Consider the following 22,308-nt stretch of genomic DNA (forward strand, 5'->3'; position numbering starts at 1 on the left):
TTTTAATCAAACACTAATTTTACTAAAGATTGGGTTTTGTTTGGAATAGCAAGAGGATAACATGCTATGTGATGTTACGGGTGTTAAAATGTTAATAGTCAGAAATTTATATTTTGTAGAGATAGCGTTTCTGTGATTTTTGTTTAAAAATAACATCATATACAAACTAATAGTTTGTATATTTGGAATATTTTAAACCTAAATTGTATCGTAACAGTTTAATATAACTCGAAAATAGAAACCATTAGTTTGGAAAAAGAACAAAAAATAAACCGCCTGTTAAATTCTCAACCCTTTGGAGTTGTATATTTAAGTTCGTGGTTAACAGAAAATGGGTTTTCCACACAATTGCTAAACCGCTATAAGAAGAGTAATTGGCTTTATTCCATAGGGACAGGTGCTTGGATGCGTGTAGGAGAGAAGCCTACTTATGAAGGTGCTGTATATGCGTTACAGCAGCAAACTCAATCGAGTATTCATTTAGGTGGTAAAACAGCATTGTCTTTATTGGGAAAGGCACATTATCTGGAATTATCAATACAACGGATCGTATTGTTCGGAGGCAGTAAAGAAAAACTCCCAGCGTGGTTCAATAAGTACGATTGGGGGTTAAAAGTAAATTATTGTAGCTCCTCCTTCCTACCTTCTAAAGCGGGATTACAGTCTTTCGATCAGGGCAATTTTAGTTTGCAAATATCTAATCCTATAAGAGCCTTACTGGAATGTTTATATCTGTCACCAAAAAGACAAGAACTCGTTGAGTGCTATGAAATAATGGAGGGGCTTAATAACCTTAGACCAAAGCAAGTCCAGGAACTTTTGGAGCAATGCACTTCTGTAAAGGTGAAACGGCTTTTTTTATATATGGCAGAAAAATCGAAGCACGATTGGTTTAAGTTTATAAACATAGACAAAATAGATATGGGAAAAGGGAAACGTTCCCTAGTAAAAGATGGTGTTTATATAGCCAAATATAGTATCACCATTCCTAAAGTATTAGCAGAATATGAGTAATTATAAAAATCAAGTTACCTTATTATTACAAGTATTGCCAGAAGTGGCAAAAGAAAAATGTTTTGCACTGCACGGAGGTACTGCCATTAACTTGTTTATTCGAGATATGCCAAGATTGTCTGTCGATATTGATTTAACCTACATTCCAATAGAGGACAGGACTGTTTCTTTTCAAAAAATAGTTGCGGCACTAGATAACATAAAAATGAATCTTGATAGAATTTTTCCCAAGGCAGTAATCACTTTGAAGGAAAAGCTCTTAAAACTACAGGTTACTACAGCAAAGGCACAAATAAAGTTGGAAGTAAGTCAAATAAACAGAGGTATACTAGATGAACCTGTCGATTTGCCATTATGCATTAAAGCTCAAGAAGAGTTTGATGCGTTTTGTACAATTTCAGTAGTTTCGATAGGGCAACTATATGGCGGTAAAATTTGTGCTGCCCTAGACCGTCAACACCCAAGAGACTTGTTTGATATAAAATCTTTATTAAAAAACGAAGGGTTTACAAATGATATTAAAAAAGGATTTATGCTTTTTCTGTTGAGTAGCAAGAGACCATTGAATGAAATGTTACAACCTAATTTAACTGACCAGCAAGAAGCAATGGCCAATCAGTTTGATAGTATGAGTTCTGAACCTTTTACCTATGAAGATTTTGAGAAAACCAGAGAAGCATTGATTCATACAATACGACAAAATTTAATTGCTGAAGATAAGGAGTTTTTATTAAGCTTTAGCAACTTGACACCCAATTGGAGTATTTACGATTTTGAGAAATTTCCAGCCGTGCAATGGAAATTGCAGAATCTCACTAAACTTAAGACAAACAATTTAGAAAAGTACAATACATTCCATGCTGCATTAAAAAAGTTATTAGAAGAATAATACGCTTGCTAAAAATTAATGACTTTATCTAAAGATAAATCAGCATCCTTATTAATAAAGTTGGCTAGGCACCTTAAGTTGTAGTAACGGAAGAATACCGATATAATTTTTGTAGTACCTGAATAGGTGCTTTATCGCCTGAAATATTCTGCATCGGTCATACTATTATCTTTTAGCAGTCGGGAAGGTAAGGAACTGATACAATCAGAATCGACCTTTTATTGTACATCCAATAAAAACGTTAACCATCATTTACCTAAAAGTAATTTGATAAAATTCTTTATGTTTTTGCCTCTGATTATCTTAGATACTAATACTAAAAAGGCCAGAGACTACTAAAAGTAACACTGTGATACCCTTTTACCAAAGACTATGTTTTTTTCATTAGATAAATTACTAGCGAAATTATTTCAAACTAATGTTTATAGATTACTATTGCTATTTTTTGAGTCAGAAAGTAGCAGTTAAAAACTATACTTTTTTGATTTCACAAATGGCGAAATTATCTCAACATAACACTTACAGATTTTATTAGAGCTACTAGACGAAAGTAAAAGAAAAACACTCTTTGACCTTATTGATACTTATATTAGAGATGCTAAAACTAGAATGGCTTACTCTTAAAACAAAAAAAACACCCTTACATTTGCTGTAAAAGTGCTTTTCTATAAATTTACTCTTGCTCGGTACTAGTTATAAAAACTAGCACTAGCGATGAGGCAAAAGAGCTCATATCATAGGCTAAATTCAAATCAAACAAATCAGTTAATGGCCATAAAAGGACATAATCTTCTTCGTTAGCAATTTCTGCTCCATTAGACACTTTTAAAAATTCTAAATAACCAATAGGAAGCGTGAAATCCAATTTGTTTAAAAAAACTTTAATATCGTCTTTTGATGGAGCTAGTTTTTTGTTTATTGACATAAAAATTATTCTTAATATGAATGACAACTTTTACAGCTCGTAATTTTTAATGTGCAAGTTCTTCTTTTTTTATTGGTATTGTTAAAGGTAAATATTCTACATCTTTTCTACCTTTAATAATTATATCATGATCTTTTAACTCAATGTCTTTATACATTTCCAGAAAGAATTCTATCCCATTTTTAGTTTTATCGATTTCCTGCTCAAAGATAATTTCATTTTCCTTCTCAAGAGTAAATTTGGAATACATACCTTCTTTTTTAAAGTTCACCCAAACAGACGCTTTTAAAGCTTGATCAAATAACACAATGTCGTTTTCAACCATTCTGTAATCAGGGTTTAAGTTTATCTCAATCCCCTTTTTATAGGCATACTCACACGCTTTTAAAAGTTCTTTGTTTTTAATGGCTATAGAGGCTTCTTTTAATATTTCAAAAGCTCTTTTCCAGATAAACTGATCTTGCTCAATCTCTGTCATTTTGTTGAATGAATTCAAATCAAACACATCATCATAATTTAAATGCCCGCCATAAAAATGAGTATTATGTTTTGGTACTTGAGGATGTATTTTATATGTTTCCTCTGTATTAAAATATATATTGATAAACTTTATCCTTTTACCCTCATATCTTTCTCCCATTAATCTATTTAACAATGTTCCAAGAGAAAAGTACCTATTATCCATAGCTGATTTTTGTTCATCACCATCCATGAACCAAAATAAAGTTCTTTCAATTATTCTTTTCATATTCTAAGAGGGCATTCTTTACTTAAACTTCATCATTTCATGAAATCGTTTTGCCTCTTCAGTTTCCATAAAATAGTCTGTAGATTCTTTATCCGCAATGAGGTATTTAGATTTTTTAAAACGATCTTTTACATGGTTTAGTTCATGGTCATTTAAAAGCCATAGACTCAGATTGTTATTAACTTGTTTAAGACTTCCTATTTTATCAGCAAGACATTGACTAATAATTGGCTGTATGCTATGAGATTTGTTTAAGATATTTATTGAGTAGACTTTTTTTAAATAACCATGATTAATTCCTACAGAATGAAATTGCCAAATCTTATCTATCTTTTCAACTGAAACCTCGTGACCAAAAAGCTTTTTCTTTATTTTCCTTTCAGTTGTAAAACTAAAATCTTCAGTTAATTCAACAACATAACCATACTCGTATTGAAAAAAAGCATACAAATCTTTAAAAAAAGATGTCATTTTATCAATATCAATAGATGAACTAGGCAATGCAATTTCAACACTTACCATGGATTTATCAGGTATCGAAGATTCATCAACATTCAAAATATCATTGCCAATGCTTAAATACGATAATGACTCAGAAAAAGTCGCTGCAAAGTCCGAAATATCAAATTCTTTTATTTTCGAAATCCCGTTGTCAAAACTCTTTTTAGTCTTCCACTCCTTTTGCCCATAATTAATCTCATAATCATTTGGATAACTTAGTTGTGTTGAATAAAATAACTCTAAACAACATCCTATAATGTCATGAATTCTGATATTTTTACCTTGCTCAATATTAACTATCTTATGGAGCTTTATTACTTTATATGATTGTTTTTTCTTAAATATGTTCATTTTTATTAATTATTTTGGCCATATCCAATTAAGATAACGTGCCCCGCTATAAACCCGAACAGTCCCTGTAACATCAACATCCTTACGATTCATAAATCTCTCATTACGGAATCTCAACTTCCGCAAGTTATCAGTTTTAGAACCAATTTCAAAAATCTTTACTCTACCAGACTTGAAGAGCACACCAACATCTGGTCTAGGCCCCCATTTAAATGCTCCTTCTCCAAGAAGCCTTTTATAACCAAGGTCAAGTGTAACTCTAGATACTCTAGGATCTAACGCATATCTGGCAGCTACAATTCTACTAAGAAACGCATGTCCTCTAGTGCCAGTAGCTTGTGCTGTACCAAGTACTTTACTTGAGAAAGTAGAGATACGCCCTAAGCCAGAGAACACTCTACCACTTATACCTCCAAGAGCTAATCCAGCTCCTTCCACAGTTTTATCAGCTAAAGCTTCTCCATTTAAACGCCCAAATGTAGATGCAAAATCATCTGAATGAAATGCCATAGTAGCATTTCTAATCATTTGATGCGTCGGATTATATTGAGCAAAGGTTTCATCTAGAGAATTAAAAAAACTTATAGGATTGCTAACTGTTTCCCAATGACTATCCCACGCTTTTCCAATAGTTCCAAATGGGTCGGAGAAAAAACTTGAAATACCATTTGCTGTTGAATTGAGCCTTCCTTTAAAACCATTCCATAATGAACTATAATACCTACTCACTATATTCGGAGTCTCAAAGTTCCAATCAGGATTTGGTGTTCTCGGTGTTGTCAAGCCATTGCCTGTATTGGTAGGTATTGGAGCAGTACTCTGATAGCTTCCATAACTACCATACGAATTATACCCTCCAAACAATGACCTCAAGCCAAAATAAAGAAGTCCAAACCATCCACCACCAGGACGATCAGGTCCACCAAACATTTCCCCTGTGGGGTCTGTATACATCAAAGGGTTATTGAGCACGTAGCCGTAACGGTTATAGTTTTGGGTATTAAATGGCTCTTGGATATGATTATCAGGCGATAGGAACCTACCTACCTGAGGGTCATACATACGCCCGTTCATATGGATAAGCGACACCTCAAAGAAATGTTCATGCCCTGTATAGCCTCTATTTAATAAACTTTGATGGTTAAATGTTGTTCCACTACTGTCTAAGAACTTATCTACCGATCCCCAGGCACCAAACTGGCGCTTCTCGATCACATCACCATCAGCATCGGTAATCGCTAAGATACTGCCCAAATAATCCCTATGCAAATAATGGTATTCGTCAATTGCATTATTTACAGTTCTTTTAATATGGGCTATCGGGGCTGTATAAGCATCACCACCTACATAAGTAATGATCTTTGTACTACTTGTTTGGGTATCCTCTACGATTTCTGTTCCCGTAATGGCTGAATAGTGCTTTCTATAACGTCTATCCAGTTTACTCTCATCCTCACCACCATAATACGCATGGCTTCTATTCATCATCGGGCCATATTCAAAACTTACCCTGCCATGACCCGTTTCGTGGATATCGATAGGTTTTTTAAAGGCATTGTAAGTGATCTGCTGTGTAGGGTGCGCCTGAAAATAAGTTTCTCCTGATGCGTTAGGTGTGATTTCCTTTAAACGGTACTTACTGCTAGTTTCATATACATAATCGCCTAAGTCCGTATTGTTGGTAATACGCCCACGGGTATCATAGGTCTTGGTCTTGCTCACTGCCCCACCTATGGTGGTCAATCTGTCCAGATTGTCATAGCCGAAATTCTCCTGATGATTAAAGTCTACATTGTTTCTACTGGTTAGTGTCCCTCGTTGCTGGTTAAAGCTATAGGTGGTATGTAAGGCTACTTCTGGTGTTGGAACGGAGCCTGTTTCCTTATCTTCTATTTTAGTGATATAGCCATAGCTGTCATAGGTCTTGGTCTTTGCCATCCCATTACCTAAGTTAATGGTCAGTGCCTGCCCTCTGGCATTGATGGCATCCAGTTCCCAAAGTTTATCAGGTGTACCATCATTCCATATTTCCGATAGGATTCCAGAAGCATCGTACACGTTACGCGTAGTAATGGTACTAGACACCGCATTACCTAGGTTTTTACCGATCTGGGTTTCTTTATGTACCCTGCCGTAGGTGTCATAAGTATATTGCAGCTCAAATTCTGCCAGTCCTGTGTTTTCCTTAATGGTACTTGGGCGTTTATAGGTGTCATAGGTATAGTTGTAACTATACGCCCTGCTATTGGTGTTGTCCTGCCCTGTAATACTGCTTATCAGTTTGGTGGCATTGTCGTACACATAGGTAAGCGTATGGTCAGTCAAGTCCCCTGTCATGGTCTTGGAGGTCGGCTTCCCATAGGCATCGTATGCATAGGTTGTTGACCCTTTTGGTGAGGTTTCTGTTAGGAGTTCCCCATAGTTGTTATAGCTATAGGTATAGTTCCCTGCTGCGGGATCGTTCAGGCTAATCTTTCTTCCCCAACCGTCTATAGTGGTGCTCACTACATTGCCATCATAATCGGCTGTTTTAACAGCGCCATTGGCATAGTGAGTATAGTTAATGGTGCCTCCCGGGTCTTGTACACTTACTGCATTGCCCAAGGCATCTACTGTAGTGGTCACGGTCTTGGTACCGTCATTCACCGTAGTTGTCAGGTTGGAATAGGATGTGCTAATAACTCTCCCTGTAAACAGGGCTTGTGATACCACTCTGCCATAGGCATCATAGCCTGTAGTATTCCATTGGGAGGCAGCGCCTGTATAGGGTTCACTTTCTCTTGTGAGCCTGCCGGCTACATCGTATTCAAAACTTGTATGTACCCATTGGTTGTCCAAGCTCAAAGAGCCGCTTTTGGTTACCCAGCCAAAGGCATTGTAAATGGTCTCTTCTTTGGCACCTGTGGCATAATCGGTGGTTTCTTTCATACCACCACCTGTTTGTGGGGTGTAGCCAAATACCGTTTCCTTGCCTAAATAATCAATCTCTTTGACTGGTCTTTCCCATTTGTCGTATTCAAAGGTGGTCACCAGACCATAGGGGTTCGTAGTGGTTAGCAAGTTTCCTGTATTGGCATTATATGTAAAGGTGGTTTCCAGTCCTTCGGTATCTATAGATTTTGTTAAAAAACGCTGTCCGTAACCAACATATTCATAAGATTCGGTTCTGGAGGATACGCCATCAGAACTAATGGTCTTTTGTGTAACGTTACCATTGGCATCATAGGTAAAGGCTGTGGTGAGCCAAGATGTACCGTTTCCTTTTATTTTTGTTTCCGAAACTAAATTATTGCTATAGCTGTACTGTTCTTCGGTGCTAAAGGTATTTCCGCTAAGGGTATTGGTCGCTTTCTTTTTGGTAGGGCGTCCCACATGGTAGGTATTATTGGTAGCTGCCACATTGTTGCTATATTCAAAGGTAACTGTATTGCTACCTCCTGGGAATGTCCTATAGGTCTTCGTAGGGTTGTTGTACTGGTCGTATGTATAGGTCTCCGTAGTAGATACACCTGTAAGCCCATTATCTTGTTCTATTTTATTGAGTCTAAGATTGGCCACCCCGGCATAGCCTGATGCTCCGGGCTGTTCTTCGGGAGCTAGGGTCTGTCCTAGATAAGTACCGTTGCTACCCAGTGAATAAAAGCCTGTTCTTAGATACACGGCCTGTTCTGCCTGATCGGTCTCAGCTCCTGAAATAGCAGTGTTTCTGATGATGGTGACATCGTAGTCTGGTGCCGAGGGCGAACCCGGATTGGAAATCAGGTCATAGTCATAAAAATAATCGGTCTTGCTGACGTATTGACCGGGTGAGGAACTGGAGGTTTCTGCTACCCATTGTTCGGTTACGGCATTTCGAAGCATAGGGTCGTGTTTGGAGACTGTCCATAGGGTACCTACGCCATTGCCATACCAATTGGTCTGCTTGAGTTCTTCAAAGCCTATAAAGCCAAGTCCTGATGTATTGGAAACCGCCCCTTTATACAAAAATTGTTTGGTGCGGGTAATATTATCGCCTGTTTGGGTCATTTCCCTAACTACCTTAAAGGCTGGAGCTACATTGACGTTGACGTAGGGGTATATCTGCCCATAACTTTGAGTATAAGCGGAGAAATAAGATGGATCGTTTGGATCTGAATAATACGGGTTGATCTGATCGTATTTAATCTCAGTGGTGACACCATTGTTTACAATGGTCTTTAAGGTCATATCCTCTCTGGTATCCTTTTCAAATACAAAGGAGGTTACCCTATCATTAGAGATAGAGGCCAATTCCAGATTATTGCTGGATTTATCCGAGGTCAAAAATATTGGAATCGGAAACGTCTTTAGGGTCGCTGATTGGCCGGGGGAGGTATCTCCCCATGGGATAAAATTAGGCTGATAATCATCTGCTTGAGGATAATTAAGGTGAGGGTAATTAATGTAGACTTTTAGTGTGTGTTCGCCGGTGGAACTATTGCTATATGTTTTTGTAGAATAGTCTACGATGTCGGTTATACCGTCCCCATCAGCATCCATAGGAATCAAATTATGTCCATAGAATACACCGTTCTGCTCATAATCCGACTCATATTCAAATAGAAAGGTATTGGAGTCCACATTAAAATCGTTGCCCATTGATGAAAACGTGGCAAAGTCTTTACTGTAAGGTCCTCTAAACGTTATAAAATCGGTTTTAGCATCACCGTTATAGTCACCAAATAATATGGGATAGTCTATTCTTATGTCTGCATGTACTGTATCCCATAGGAACTGAAGTCCATTATTGGATTCATTTAAACCATATACATATACCCGCCCTTCCCTAAATTGTAGGATATTGGTTTTTCCATCACCGGTTACATCGTATGCATACAGCTTGTCTGTTGATGCTAACTGGCTCTGAAGGTTGCCCAAATAGGATGAAAAATTACTGGTAAGTCGCCTGTCCAGTTTAATGAGGTGGGTCTTACTAATACTGGAGCCTGAATAGTTTTCTTCTACGGCTATGACATCTGATAGCCCGTCGCCATCGAAATCTCCTGAGAGGTATTTTAATGGTACTCTCTGGCTTCCCGAATGGGTAGGGGCAGTCCATGTTTTTTCATATTTGTAGGCTATGGGTTGTGCCGCACCTCCTGAGGAGTACACCTTGAATTTCACTTGTGTACTGCCACTGTTCTGAACGACTGCTAGCCCTTGGTTGGCCAATAGCTTATTTTGATGGTTGAGCCAGCTTACTGGGAATATCTCTTCAAATTCCCCTGTATTTACTTCAATACCATAATTGAGACCTCCTAGATCACTAAACAGCCAAAATTTCTTTTTGGTATCTACTCCTGTAGTGGGATAGACAATAAAATCCAATTTACCGTCCCCTGAAATATCCAAGGTCTCCACTTTGGCATTGCGCTTTTCAATATTTGTAAGATTGAGCCCGCCAAAGGGATAATTGGATTCGTAGAGATACCGATTTGTAAAACCATAGTTAAAAGTAACGCCACGGTTTAACTGGTTATCTCCCGTATATTCATTAACGGCATCTAAACGGTAATAGCGCAGGTAATCTCCTGCTACATTTTCACTACTTGATAATACATAGTTTCGGTATGCTGTACCGTTTCCTTTGACTTTAATTGTGTTGAGAATATTGTTGCTTCCAAAAAGAACGCCATTGACATAAGAGGCTTCTCCATAGCATTGTGAATATTCAAACTCAATGTCATTAATTGGTGTGGATGTCCCTCTTGCCCCGTATGTAATTTTTTCAAGTCTAAGAACGTTGCCTACTGTTGTGTAGATATAGTTTATACGCACACCTTGTGGGTTTTCCCAATAGGAAATGGCATAGCTCAAATGCCCTCTTGAATCATCATTATAGCCATAATGTGCTATGGAACCATCTGGATAAAACACCTTAAAATATCTTGGGCCTTCTACTCCCGTTTCAGGGTGCGTGCCATAGGATACTATTTTTATATTGGAATATTGTTCAGTTTGGTAAACGGCTCCGTTGGTGCCATAGGTTCCCGATTTAATAATTAATCGTTGACCGTCCAGTGCGAAGCGATCTTGTAAATCGAAGTCCACGGCATCTATGACACCATCATGGTATTGGGTGGAAGGGATTCTTGTTATGAATGAAAGCCCTGAAATATTCCAACCATACCCCGCTATTCCATTACCTGACTGACTATTAAATGTAAGTGCTATTTCGGGTGTAACACCATTTAGTCCGGCAGGGACATTGATAGGAATAGTGTAGTTGGCCCCTCCTGTTGGTGATACGGATAGTGAACCCAATATACCATTGGTTACGGTGCCACCTTTGGCTGCAAAGCCTGAGGATTTGCCTGTTGTACCTCCTGAGTTTGGAGGAGCTTCTGCACCTTCTAGCAATATAGTGGTTTCTGTGACGTTAGAGGCATTTACGGTCTTATAGGTAAAGGTGTCTTGTGAAAATCCTGATTTTACAATGAAAAAACAGAATAGTATAAATAATGTCTTTTTCATCTGTTTATCTTTTTATGACTTTAAAGGATTGTTTGGTATTGTTGTTATAGAGTACCAATACGATATAAGTCCCGGATGGGTATCGGCTAAAGTCAAGGTCTAAACTGGTTAGCCTATGATTTACTTGTTTATGAAAGATCTGTTTGTTATCAAAGGAAAACAGCATGATCTGATCTACCTTTTTTTCTGTGGGTGTCCACTCAACTTGTAGAATATCTGTAACAGGGTTTGGGTAGGCTGTTATTCTTGAACCTTCTTCTAAAAGATTGTCTTCTATATCTTCTTTGGGCGTTTCTGCGATTACGGCTGTAGAGTCTGTAACGGTTTCTTTTGTTTCTGAAGATTTACAGGTTAAACATACACGGTTACGCTGTATCTGGTTTCCTGCATTGTCATAGCTAAAGGTGATCTTATAATCCTGAGCATAGCTAAATGACACCACTAAAGCAGAAAACACTAGGAGTAGTTGTTTTTTCATCTGCTTATTGTTTTTGGTTGTTTAACAGGGCTTCTATGGTTGCCAGTCGTTTGGACAGAGATTTTAATTCTTCGTTTTCTTTTTCTAGTTTCTCTATCTTAGTGTTTTGAGATTCAATCTTATTATTTTGTGTCTCTAATTCTTTTTGTTGCTCAATGGTATAAAGCGTCAGTTCTTCTATTTTTTGAAGTAATTTGGCATTCATATCTCCCAAGAAGAAACCGTCTTCTTTTACTTTCTCGGCACTTGGGATGTCCTTTAGATGGCCATTATCCTTGATATGTTGTGCTACTTCTTTTAAGGCGGGCAAACTATATGTGTCCTTAAACACATAATCTGGCCAATTGGCATAGGTGGCTATTTTTACTTCTAGGGCAGCGATATCTCCATTCACTCCTAGTTTGAAGCCTTGGGTGTCTGTGGTGCCGATGCCGACGTTGCCACTTGCAAATAAATTAGAATCCTGTCCTCCAAACCCAACAAAAACATCTTCTCCTGTATTATGATTCAAATATAAATCATCTACAGAGGTGCTTGTAAAATGTTTTCCATCGATATGCCTAACTCTTAATCTATAATTCCCATCACCACCAATATTAACATGGCCTTTTACCGTAAGTTTTTCATTTGGGCTTGAAGTGCCAATACCCACGTAACCATTTTTATTTATAAAAGATGAGATGTTGGATTACTAGTAATAGATGAAGATGTACCTAATCCTAATATTCCTGAATTAGGATCAAATCTTAGTTCAGATGAATATTGAGTATTACTCAGGTCAACACCTCCCGAAGGCGCATACATAATTCCCAATACTTTATGTCCTCCGTCATGAAATGTGAATGTGTTCCCTATATGCAGTCTTTCTAGAGGATTTGGTGCTCCAATACCTACATAAGCATTAGATTTAATGGTGAATTTATTTGAATAATTAGTTTCATCTGTAGAAAAATCAAAATACATCACATTATGCTGTGCCCACCATTTCCATTGATGACCGTAATTAGTTCTATTTAAAACAAATCCTCCGTTTGAATAATTAGAGTTCTTAAGCTCTATATTTGGAGAGGATGCACCCTCTACTGTTAATTCATGATTTGGGCTTGTAGTTCCTACCCCAACCTTTCCATCTTGCTTGAATGTTGCTCCATTAATGGTTTGGTCTTGAGCATTTAAAAATAAGGCTGTGCACAGGGTACAGAAGAGAAGTGAGACTTGTTTTTTCATGTTGATTGATTTAGTAAAAGTAATATTTTCAATATTACTGGTTTGGTTAAACATATTGCGATGGTTTTCCTTTGAAAAAACTAGGGCTTTTCCATCAACGATTAATAATTATGATTTAATTGTACGTTTTAAAAATCACAAAAAAATTATAGTTAGAGAGGCTATAACAATTTGGGCTTCTTTTTGTGCTATTATTCTTAGAGAGTGAGCAAATGTACACACAAATAGATTTATAAGAAAATTTTTATGATAAAAATTGTTAAATTTTTGTTTCGGGTAATGTTTGGGAAGAAAATGATTGCTTTGAAATGTGATTTTCTATAAATGATTAAGTATTTGTAACATTTTAATAAGGCTACTTTTATTTCAATTTCGTATTAAAGCTATCAAATTGCGTCGTTTTGAACCATTTTACTTATTGTTTGTTGTACCTATGCGGTACCCAGAAAAGACAAAACCTCTGATATATTGTAATATCAAAGGTTTAAATACACTCTCTAAATCATTTTGGCGGAAAAGCATATTGTTAGGATTAGAAATAACCTTTTTAGCATCCTTATCCTTTTGTGTTATTTAAAAAAGTAAAATTTAGCATAAACTATTTATTTGTTTAATTTGCAACTGAATTAAAATATTTACACATATTTAAATGTATAGTAAATACCTGACTTTTAACATAGTAAATGTCTGCCTTTTAGATATAGTTAAAAGGGGGTGTATTATTCTTTTAAGAGGGGTATATTATTTTTTTTGATAAGGTTTGCACATATGAAAGTAACAAAATTGGACAGTATTTTTTTGAGCTTAATTTTTAGCACTTCTTTAATTTGTAATTTAGTTTTTAAGTTAAATCTAGAAGGATTAAGATTAATCTCTATAACTATTTTAGTGTTTTGGGGCTTTACAAAGTCTTGTTACAATGGTTTTAGTTTGATAAAATTCACATGGTTCGATGTAATTGTACTTACTTGCTTTGGGTGTTTTCTATTTCATTTTTTTTACTTTTCAAATGCACCAATGTATTAATCAAAACTATGGGTATATATAGCTTATTTTCTTAGTTATTATTTACTTAGATGGGTTTTAATCAATAAAGCCTTTGATAAATTAATACATTTTATACTTTTCTTGGTCCTAATTACATGCATTATAGAATCAGGAATAGCTTTATTACAATATTTCGAAGTAATAGAAACAAGCAATGACTATTTTAAATTATTAGGATCCTTTAAAACTCCTAATTTTTTAGGAGCCTACCTAGGTATTGGATTTAGCTGTTTAATGTGGTTTTTTATTGTAAATAAAATTGAACAAAAAAACATGCTAATAATTGGAGCAATCTGTTTTTTGTTTATTGGTATAATTATTGTCATTACAAACTCAAGATCAACTTGGTTGTCACTATTATGCTCGATGATAGTATTATTTATTACCTCAAAAAAGAGCAAACAGGTTCTTAAAAAACTTCCAATTGCAACAAAAATAATAGGAGCTGTCTTGTTTATTGTAATATCTATTTTCGCTAGTAAATTTTTATATTCCTTAAAACCTGAATCTGTTAATGGAAGGGCTTTAGTTGCCAAAATAACTTTGCAGGAAATTGGAAAAAAACCGATTTTAGGTCATGGCCTATTTTCTTTTTCGGGAGGTTATAACCGAGCAAAAGCTGATTATTTTCTAGAGGCAGAAAGATCATGGGAAGAAATTAAAAATGCAAGTTATGTATTTACACCTTTTAATGATTATTTGTTGATAGCTTATGAGTTTGGTCTATTAGCTTTATTTATTTCTTTTTCTATGATTTTATACTTGATCATAAAAATGAAAATAAACCCCAAAACTCGATTAGGTTGTGTTTTACTGGTGAGTGTAAGTGTTTTAGCATTATTTACATCTCCATCAAGTAATTTTTTGTTAATGTTTCTTGGTTTATTAGGTCTTGCCCTGATTGTTACTTTTGGTAATTTTAAAGTTTTTATCCTTAGATTAAATAAACATCTCATTTATGGCATGCGTTTGTCTTTTATTATTTTGGCTTTAGCAAGTTTTTATATTTTAATAAATAAAGGTATTGGAATCAAACATTTTAGAGATTATACCTTGAGTAATAAAAAGGCTTTGGATCGAGAAAAAATAATTTCTCTATCTATGTTTACTTATAATCATGGTTTTTCAGATGCCCATTTAGGGAAATTATTATATGACTCTGGTTATAAGGAAGATGGATATAAATACATGGAGAAAGCTTTTTTTATTAGTTCAGCTCCGAGAATTGGAAAACTATTAGCATCTTATTACATAAAAGATGGTAATTATAAAAAAGCAGAAGAAATATATCGCTTAAATATTGCCACAGAGCCATATCGTTATGAAGGACAGATGGATTTACTTTCTTTAATGGATAAAACAAATAGATACCTAGAGTTTACGAAAATAGCTGATAAAATTATAAATTTCCCTGTAAAAGTACCTTCAGAAAAAGTAAACAATTACAAAAAAATCGCCAATCTAAAGGCAAAAAAATATTCTAAACTCATTAATTCTTTACCTGATTTAAAAGGTAGTTTATCTAATGGAAAATTAGTAAATAGTCCTATTCTAAAGAAAGCCTTACCTTATAAGATTTATTTACCTCCAATCGATAAAATAAACAAAAAACTTCCTGTTATTTATATAAATGACGGCTATAGCTATATTAGAAAAGGCAGGCTAGCAAAAACGTTGGATAGTTTAATAGTAAATAATATTATTAAGCCTGTTGCTGCAATATTTTTAGACCCTAGAGATAAAAATGAAAACTGGAAAAATATTAGACAAGAATTGTTTTTATGTAATCCTCATTTTGTTGATTTTTTTACAGATGAATTAATTCCCAAAATTGAAAAGTTATACCCCGTGAGTAATAATCGAAAAGACCGTACTATCTTAGGTGTATCCTTTGGTGGATTGGCAGCATCGTATTTAGGGGATCAAGTTCCTCATATTTTTAAAAATATAGCTATGCAATCCCCTGCTTTCCATACCTGCCCTGATATTTATAAATCTTACGAATTAAAGCCCAAAAAGGATTTAAAAATTTATTTAAGTTTTGGTACTGGAAGGGATACTGAGAAACAAGATATTCCTATGGTTAACATTTTAAAAAGCAAAGGGTATGAACTAAAAGTTGATATTATTGAAAACGGAGGTCACAATTGGAATATATGGAAAGAGCAATTGGATAATATTCTCGTATATTTTTATGGCACACCTGAGCTACCACAGACTAATCAATAAACACTTTACTATCTATAGTTTTTCTTCGATATTGAAATTACTACATTTCCAGAGACAAATATTTTAAGACTGTTTAACTAAAAATAAATATCTTAGAATAATGAAAAAACGAGTTTACGGTATTTAATTTAAATTTGAAGTGGTCCTTAGGTTATCAACGAGAAAACATTAAAAAATTAGCAGATGGACTAGGTTGTTCAGGTAAAACATATTTATGAATAGAGAGCAGGTCAAAAAATAAGAGAATTTATACGTAATTATCTTGGCATAAATAATAAAGGAATTGGCTCCCAATGTCCTTTTATTTCAACTCCAGGGACTAAACTATTTGTAAAATAGCCTGCATAAAATGTTTTACTCCACATGGCGTTTAGGCTTTGTTTAGGTATGTCCAGTCCTTCTTGGAATAACCAATCCAAATATTTCTTTGTCTATATAGTTTTTATATAACTTAAGCCTATATCTTCTTTTAATAATAAGCCATCTTTATTAATCTTAATTTCTTGTTTAGCTTGGACTTTGAGTCGATCTGATATCTTGGTCCAAAATGATCATAACCTCTTGGAGCTCGTCCTAAAAAAGTTCCTTTTTCTATGGCATCCTTCATATTTGGAATTATCGCGTCTTGACGACTAAAATTTTCTTTTTGAGAATGTAGTAGTTGCAAAGAAAATTCGTTTTCATTACGTTCGGTAAAAGTATTATGGCCTGTACTTACAGAATACAGAAATACGTTATATTTTCGCCTTAAACTAACAAATAGTTCAATATGTTCTGAACCAGCTCTTCCAAACCTGCTCGGAGACCAGATTAAAATAATTTTTGGACGCTTATTTGCAGGAGTACTCTTGATTGCATTGATAAGTTCGTTTAATGTTTTTTGAGTATTTATTCGCTTAGAACTTTCATACTCAGCATCAAATTCTTTATAATATTGATATTCAGTCGGTTCCTGATAAAAGTCATAAAATAAGAACTTTGATTTACATATTTTTAATACCACTTTCATTATAAGTTCTACACTATTGTTAATTAAAAACATAAACTATGGACACCAATGAAACTAAATTCGAACAGGCCGATCAATTTCTTGAATTAGCTCAAGAGGAAATGAATCGACCAGCAGAAGATGTCGTGCCCTATATGGTATGTAGAAGTGTGCGCAAATGTATATCCTGTTATTTAATGGGGTTTCTATTAAAAAATGAGGTGACGTTCGATGAAGAGGAAACTGTGGAGGTTTTACTAAAAAAATGTCAAGCCATCAATAGTGAATTTAACAATTTTGATTTGAGTCCAATAACATTTACTAAGGATTATGAGTATAGCGCAGAATTTTATCAAATGGAAAACTGTATTGATTTGGCCAACTATACTAAAGAATTAGTTAGCTAATTATATCATATTAATTGGCAACAAGCCACTAGAATAATACATCAAAAATTCTCATCTTATGAGCACGTCGATATTTCAGAAAAAAACAGGAAAGAAGAACAAACCAATTAACTTTAAATATCCAGGTAAACCAGTAGCTATGGATGGAAATACAGCAGCAATCATGTGCGAACGTGAATCTACAGATGCTGCCGGTGCCTATCCTATAACACCTTCTACCCAAATGGGGGAATATTGGGCAGATGCCGCTGCAAAAGGGCATCTAAATGTTTCTGACAAACCTTTAATTTTTATAGAACCAGAAGGCGAACATGCTGCAGCAGCAGTTACTGCTGGCTTATCTATGACAGGTTTACGGGCGTCAAACTTTTCTTCTGGTCAAGGTATTGCTTACATGCATGAATCTCTCTATGCAGCAGTAGGAAAACGCCTTACTTATGTTTTGAATATTGGTGCACGTGCAATGACTAAATCTACCCTAAACGTACATGCAGGACATGATGATTATCATGCTGTTGATGATACAGGATTTTTCCAAATGTTTGCAAAAAATGCGCAACATGTAGCCGACCTTAATATTATCTCTCATCGCATTGCAGAATTAGCACTTACTCCTGGGATTATTGCTCAGGATGGCTTTTTAACGACACATTTAATAGAGTCGTTCCTTTTACCTGAACGTGAACTAATTAAAGAATACCTGGGAAGACCTGATGATATAATAAAAACACCAACACCTGCACAGAGTATTATTTATGGTGAAACACGTCGGCGTATTCCAGAATTATGGGATGTAGACAACCCTGTCATGGCAGGTATTGTACAAAACCAAGATTCTTATATGCAGAGTGTTGCTGCCCAACGCCCATTTTTCTTTGATCATATTAAGGAGTTGGCAGATCAAGCTTTTACAGAATACCAAAAACTAACAGGTAGACTCTACGAGCGAGTGATGACATATAAAACAGAGGATGCAGATTACCTTATTCTAGGCCAAGGAAGTGTAGTGTCTAGTGCTGAAGTTGTAGTAGATTATATTAGAGAAACACGCGGAATAAAAGTAGGTGTTGTGGATCTTGTTATGTTCCGACCATTCCCTTCTGATATACTTGCTAAAATACTGAAAGGCAAAAAAGCGGTTACCATATTAGAACGACTAGATCAACCTCTAGCTGTTGATTCTCCAATTACGCGAGAGGTTCGTTCTGTTTTAAATAAATGTGTAGAAAATGGTATGGATAAAAAAATACGTCCATATCCAGAATTAACTTCTTATTCCATCACAGATATGCCTGCAGTTTACTCTGGTTCATTTGGTATGGGAAGTCGAGATTTACAACCAGAAGGCATAATAGGAGCTATAGAGAATATGTTTCCTGAAGGAAAACATAAAAAAAACTTTTATCTATCTATAGATTTTATTCGCGAAGTACCACATTCCCCAAAACAAAAGGCATACCAAGAAACTATTGTAGAATCTTATCCTAATGTCAAGGACTTATCCGTTCGTGGTTCAGAGAATCCAAACCTAATGCCAAAAGATGCCATAACGGTGCGCTTCCACTCCATAGGTGGTTGGGGAGCCATTACTACAGGAAAGAATATGGCAATGACTTTATATGAGTTATTAGGATACAACATTAAAGCGAATCCAAAATATGGTTCAGAGAAAAAAGGGCAGCCTACTACATACTATCTTGCTGCTTCTTCAGAACCTATTAGAATAAATTGCGAATATTTCTTTGTGGATGTTGTTTTATCTCCCGACCCTAATGTATTTAAACATACCAATGCGCTGGCAGGACTGAAAAAAGGAGGTAATTTCATTATCCAGAGCGAAAAAGGCTCACCAGATGAAGTGTGGGCCGATATTCCTGCACATTATCAAAAAATTATTATTGATAAAGAAATTCATGTGTACTATATAGATGGATTTAAAATTGCACGTGAAGAAGCTACAGACCCAGAATTGCAATTACGTATGCAAGGAATTGCATTTCAAGGAGCATTTTTCTCTGCTTCTCCCCTAATGGAAAAATCTGGATTCTCGGATGAAAAACTATTAAAGGCTATTGAAGACCAATTACAAGACAAATTTGGGGCAAAAGGACAACGTGTTGTAGATGATAATATGCGGGTAGTAAAACGTGGCTTCGATGAAGTTCATGAAATTACCAACAAAGTATTAAGTGATGTCAACAAGGATAAGGCTAAAAATAATGTTCATGCCAACATGCCTCCTATTCCAAAAATGATGAAGAACATCCCACAAAGCGAATCACAGTTAAGTGACATTCATCGCTTTTGGGAACAAACTGGTAATTTCTATTTACGGGGCATGGGAAATGATAACCTTACAGACCCATTTATAGGACTAAGTGTAATGCCTGCAGTTTCATCGATATTTCGGGATATGACAGGTATTCGCTTTGAACACCCCGAATGGATTCCAAACAATTGTACAGCTTGTGGTGACTGTTATACTGTCTGTCCAGATACGGCCATACCAGGACTAGTTAGTGAGGTATCCGATGTTTTTGACACCATAGTTAAACGGGTTAAAAAAAACCACGGAAAATTAGAACACCTACCCAAAGCCGTGCGTAAACTAGAAAGTAATGTTCGTAAACTATTCGCAACATCAGAAAATGGAGCAACAGTTAATGACTATATGCACCACGCCATTGATATGACGGTCGACGATTATGAAGGAGGTAAAGAACTAACCAAGGAATTTGAATGGTTTAAAGACGAATTAGGTGAATTTAATTTCGCATTGACCAGACCATATTTTGATTTACATGAGAAAAAACAAGAAAATAGCGGAGGTTTATTCAGTATAACCATTAACCCCAATACTTGTAAAGGGTGTATGGAATGTGTTGAAGTCTGTAATGATAATGCCCTTATTAAGATTCCACAAACCGAAGGCTCTATTGTAAAACTTAACAAAGAATGGGATTTATGGATGGACCTACCAAGTACACCACAAAAATTCAATCGTATAGATAACCTTGAGGAAAAGATTGGACCATTAGAGACCATTCTATTAAATAAAGATGCTTACTTAAATTTTGCTAGTGGTGATGGGGCTTGTTTAGGCTGTTCGGAGAAAAGTGTAGTTCATTTATTTACGGCTACGGTAGAATCACTTATGCAGCCACGTATTGAAAAACACATGGCATATATTGATGAATTGTCCGATAAACTTGAAAAACACATTCAAGTAAAATTGATGAATCGTATGGATTTGACAGATTCGGATACCATGTCGAAGATTGTCAAAGAAATGCAAAATTCAGATTTAACCATGGCAGATGTTACCCGTAGGTTAGAATCTGAACATGATAGTGAACCCATAGACCAAGAGTGGTTGGGTAATGTAACACAACTTCTAGCGCAATTAAAGAAATTGAAATGGAAATATACCAATGGTACCACCGGAAAAGGTCGTGCCAATATGGGTATGCTTAATTCTACAGGCTGTACTTCTGTTTGGGGAAGTTCATGGCCATTTAATCCGTATCCATTCCCCTGGGCCAACCACTTATTCCAAGATTCAACATCTATGGCAATGGGTGTTTTTGAAGGACACATGGCCAAAATGGCAGAAGGCTTTAAAACCATTCGTAAAGCAGAATTGGAGATCAAAGGAACGTACAATGGGGAGGAACATGACGACTTTTTCACCTATTTTACTTGGCAACAGTTTACCGACAAAGAATGGTTGCTCTGCCCTCCAGTAGTAGTGCTTGGTGGTGATGGTGCCATGTATGATATTGGCTTCCAAAACCTCTCCAGAATGATGGCATCCGGTAAACCAATAAAAGTAATAGTAGTAGATACGCAGGTATACTCTAATACAGGAGGACAAGCTTGTACTTCAGGTTTCATTGGTCAGGTTTCTGATATGGCGCAATATGGCAAAGTCTGGAAAGGAAAAAGTGAGCCAAGGAAAGAGATTGGTCTTATTGCCATGGCACACCGAAATACTTACGTTTTGCAAGGAACACTAGCCAATACAAGCCAAATGATTGAAGGTTTTATAGACGGTTTAACAACCAAACGACCAGCACTTTTTAATCTTTATACTACTTGCCAACCCGAACATGGTGTCGCAGATGATTTAGGTGCACATCAGGCAAAACTTGCTGTAGAGTCTAGAGCATACCCTATTTACAAATACAATCCAGACAATGGTATAAAAACTAAGGAAGGTTTTGATTTATCTGGTAATCCAGCAATAGATCAAATATGGCCTACATACAGTTTAAAGTATCTGGAATACGGGCAAGAACGTTCCATGGAATTACCGATGACTTTTGCAGATTTTGCATTGACAGAAGCTCGATTTAGAAAACACTTTAGAAAAGTTCCACGTAGCGCTTGGAATGATAACATGATGCCACTGGCAGAGTTCTTAGAACTAGAAGAAAACGATCGTGATGGCAAATTCCCTTATATATGGGCAGTAGATAGAGAGCAAAAACTCAATAGAGTATTGGTAGCAAAACCAATTGTTGAGTCTTGTGAAGAAAGACGAGACTTCTGGTTAATGTTACGTGACCTTGCAGGGGTAGAAACAAAAAATCAAGAAAAAGAAAACCTAGAAGAAAAAATAAGAAACGAGGTGGTTGGAAATATAGCACAAGGTCTTATGCAACTTGCTGGGGGTGATGGCGACGGCATTCTGAAAATGGCCATGGAAAAACCAGCAGAAACCAATGGAGTACCAGTTGAAGATAAACCATCAAATGGAGAATATATGGCACCATGGTTGGAAACAGATGAATGTACCTCATGTGATGAGTGCATTAAACTGAACTCGAATATTTTTGCTTATAATGAAGATAACAAGGCGTACATAAAAAATCCTAAGGCTGGACCTTATGAAGATCTGGTTAAAGCAGCTGAAAAATGTACAGCTGGTGTTATTCATCCTGGGTTACCCTCTGAAAAATTAGCAAAGGATATGGAAAAATGGATAAACCGAGGTAAAAAGTATAATTAAT

At 35.9% G+C, this 22,308-nt stretch carries 15 protein-coding genes and 1 pseudogene; 6 read left to right on the top strand and 10 right to left on the bottom strand.

The annotated features are described in order from the left end of the window. Positions 1-249: 249 nt before the first annotated feature. A complete protein-coding gene (locus EM932_RS12220; protein WP_246041041.1) occupies positions 250-1,014 on the top strand; it encodes a type IV toxin-antitoxin system AbiEi family antitoxin in 765 nt (254 codons plus the stop codon). Continuing rightward, complete coding sequence (locus EM932_RS12225) at positions 1,007-1,903, top strand: nucleotidyl transferase AbiEii/AbiGii toxin family protein (protein WP_135877481.1); 897 nt, start codon at positions 1,007-1,009, stop codon at positions 1,901-1,903. The genes EM932_RS12220 and EM932_RS12225 overlap by 8 nt, the downstream gene beginning before the upstream one ends. Before the next feature lie 673 nt (positions 1,904-2,576). Here the strand turns inward: EM932_RS12225 and EM932_RS12240 are convergent. The 5 genes and pseudogenes from EM932_RS12240 to EM932_RS21430 all read right to left on the bottom strand — a co-directional run. Continuing rightward, positions 2,577-2,828, bottom strand: coding sequence for an SMI1/KNR4 family protein (locus tag EM932_RS12240; protein ID WP_135877482.1), 252 nt, complete (start codon positions 2,826-2,828; stop codon positions 2,577-2,579). Positions 2,829-2,874: 46 nt separating this feature from the next. After that, entirely contained in the window at positions 2,875-3,576 is a 702-nt protein-coding gene (locus EM932_RS12245; RefSeq protein ID WP_135877483.1) for a hypothetical protein, read from the bottom strand. Between the two features lie 18 nt (positions 3,577-3,594). Beyond that, positions 3,595-4,428, bottom strand: a complete 834-nt coding sequence (locus EM932_RS12250) for a hypothetical protein (RefSeq protein ID WP_135877484.1) — start codon at positions 4,426-4,428, stop codon at positions 3,595-3,597. Positions 4,429-4,437: 9 nt separating this feature from the next. Beyond that, the gene (locus EM932_RS21235; RefSeq protein WP_246041043.1) at positions 4,438-8,088 is read right to left on the bottom strand and encodes an RHS repeat-associated core domain-containing protein; all 3,651 of its coding nucleotides are present in this window, start codon (positions 8,086-8,088) and stop codon (positions 4,438-4,440) included. Between the two features lie 2,241 nt (positions 8,089-10,329). After that, positions 10,330-10,710 (bottom strand): annotated as a pseudogene (locus EM932_RS21430) (SpvB/TcaC N-terminal domain-containing protein); the annotation flags it as partial. On the opposite strand from EM932_RS21430, the gene EM932_RS21240 reads away from it, so the two are divergent. Beyond that, positions 10,673-10,849: a hypothetical protein gene (locus EM932_RS21240; RefSeq protein ID WP_246041045.1), complete on the top strand. Its 177-nt coding sequence runs from the start codon at positions 10,673-10,675 to the stop codon at positions 10,847-10,849. The pseudogene EM932_RS21430 and the gene EM932_RS21240 overlap by 38 nt on opposite strands. A gap of 75 nt (positions 10,850-10,924) precedes the next feature. Here EM932_RS21240 and EM932_RS12260 read toward each other — a convergent pair whose 3' ends face one another. The 3 genes from EM932_RS12260 to EM932_RS12270 are packed head-to-tail and all read right to left on the bottom strand — an operon-like array spanning position 10,925 to position 12,625. Next, positions 10,925-11,398, bottom strand: a complete 474-nt coding sequence (locus tag EM932_RS12260; protein WP_135877486.1) for a T9SS type A sorting domain-containing protein — start codon at positions 11,396-11,398, stop codon at positions 10,925-10,927. Between the two features lie 4 nt (positions 11,399-11,402). Next, entirely contained in the window at positions 11,403-12,050 is a 648-nt protein-coding gene (locus EM932_RS12265) for a hypothetical protein (protein ID WP_135877487.1), read from the bottom strand. A gap of 14 nt (positions 12,051-12,064) precedes the next feature. Then, positions 12,065-12,625 (bottom strand): hypothetical protein, encoded by a 561-nt coding sequence (locus EM932_RS12270; protein WP_135877488.1) that lies wholly within the window; start codon positions 12,623-12,625, stop codon positions 12,065-12,067. A 1,128-nt stretch (positions 12,626-13,753) separates the two neighbouring features. Here EM932_RS12270 and EM932_RS12275 point away from each other — a divergent pair. Next, positions 13,754-15,901, top strand: a complete 2,148-nt coding sequence (locus EM932_RS12275; protein ID WP_135877489.1) for an alpha/beta hydrolase-fold protein — start codon at positions 13,754-13,756, stop codon at positions 15,899-15,901. A gap of 257 nt (positions 15,902-16,158) precedes the next feature. Here the strand turns inward: EM932_RS12275 and EM932_RS20900 are convergent, their stop codons facing one another. Then, a complete protein-coding gene (locus tag EM932_RS20900) occupies positions 16,159-16,320 on the bottom strand; it encodes a hypothetical protein (RefSeq protein ID WP_170179793.1) in 162 nt (53 codons plus the stop codon). A gap of 50 nt (positions 16,321-16,370) precedes the next feature. Further along, positions 16,371-16,910: a recombinase family protein gene (locus EM932_RS12280; protein WP_170179794.1), complete on the bottom strand. Its 540-nt coding sequence runs from the start codon at positions 16,908-16,910 to the stop codon at positions 16,371-16,373. Positions 16,911-16,948: 38 nt separating this feature from the next. Here EM932_RS12280 and EM932_RS12285 point away from each other — a divergent pair, with 38 nt between their 5' ends. Continuing rightward, positions 16,949-17,296, top strand: a complete 348-nt coding sequence (locus EM932_RS12285) for a hypothetical protein (RefSeq protein ID WP_135877491.1) — start codon at positions 16,949-16,951, stop codon at positions 17,294-17,296. Between the two features lie 58 nt (positions 17,297-17,354). After that, positions 17,355-22,307: a 2-oxoacid:acceptor oxidoreductase family protein gene (locus tag EM932_RS12290; RefSeq protein ID WP_211344283.1), complete on the top strand. Its 4,953-nt coding sequence runs from the start codon at positions 17,355-17,357 to the stop codon at positions 22,305-22,307. Position 22,308: the final 1 nt, after the last annotated feature.

It is taken from the genome of Flavivirga rizhaonensis (assembly GCF_004791695.1).
In the GTDB taxonomy this organism is placed as follows: domain Bacteria; phylum Bacteroidota; class Bacteroidia; order Flavobacteriales; family Flavobacteriaceae; genus Flavivirga; species Flavivirga rizhaonensis.

Bases quoted from the DNA above. Each gene is read 5' to 3' on its own strand.
- EM932_RS12225 (WP_135877481.1), top strand. From the start codon at position 1,007: ATGAGTAATTATAAAAATCAAGTTACCTTATTATTACAAGTATTGCCA.
- EM932_RS12240 (WP_135877482.1), bottom strand. From the start codon at position 2,828: ATGTCAATAAACAAAAAACTAGCTCCATCAAAAGACGATATTAAAGTT.
- EM932_RS12245 (WP_135877483.1), bottom strand. From the start codon at position 3,576: ATGAAAAGAATAATTGAAAGAACTTTATTTTGGTTCATGGATGGTGAT.
- EM932_RS12250 (WP_135877484.1), bottom strand. From the start codon at position 4,428: ATGAACATATTTAAGAAAAAACAATCATATAAAGTAATAAAGCTCCAT.
- EM932_RS12260 (WP_135877486.1), bottom strand. From the start codon at position 11,398: ATGAAAAAACAACTACTCCTAGTGTTTTCTGCTTTAGTGGTGTCATTT.
- EM932_RS12270 (WP_135877488.1), bottom strand. From the start codon at position 12,625: ATGAAAAAACAAGTCTCACTTCTCTTCTGTACCCTGTGCACAGCCTTA.
- EM932_RS12280 (WP_170179794.1), bottom strand. From the start codon at position 16,910: ATGAAAGTGGTATTAAAAATATGTAAATCAAAGTTCTTATTTTATGAC.
- EM932_RS12285 (WP_135877491.1), top strand. From the start codon at position 16,949: ATGGACACCAATGAAACTAAATTCGAACAGGCCGATCAATTTCTTGAA.
- EM932_RS12290 (WP_211344283.1), top strand. From the start codon at position 17,355: ATGAGCACGTCGATATTTCAGAAAAAAACAGGAAAGAAGAACAAACCA.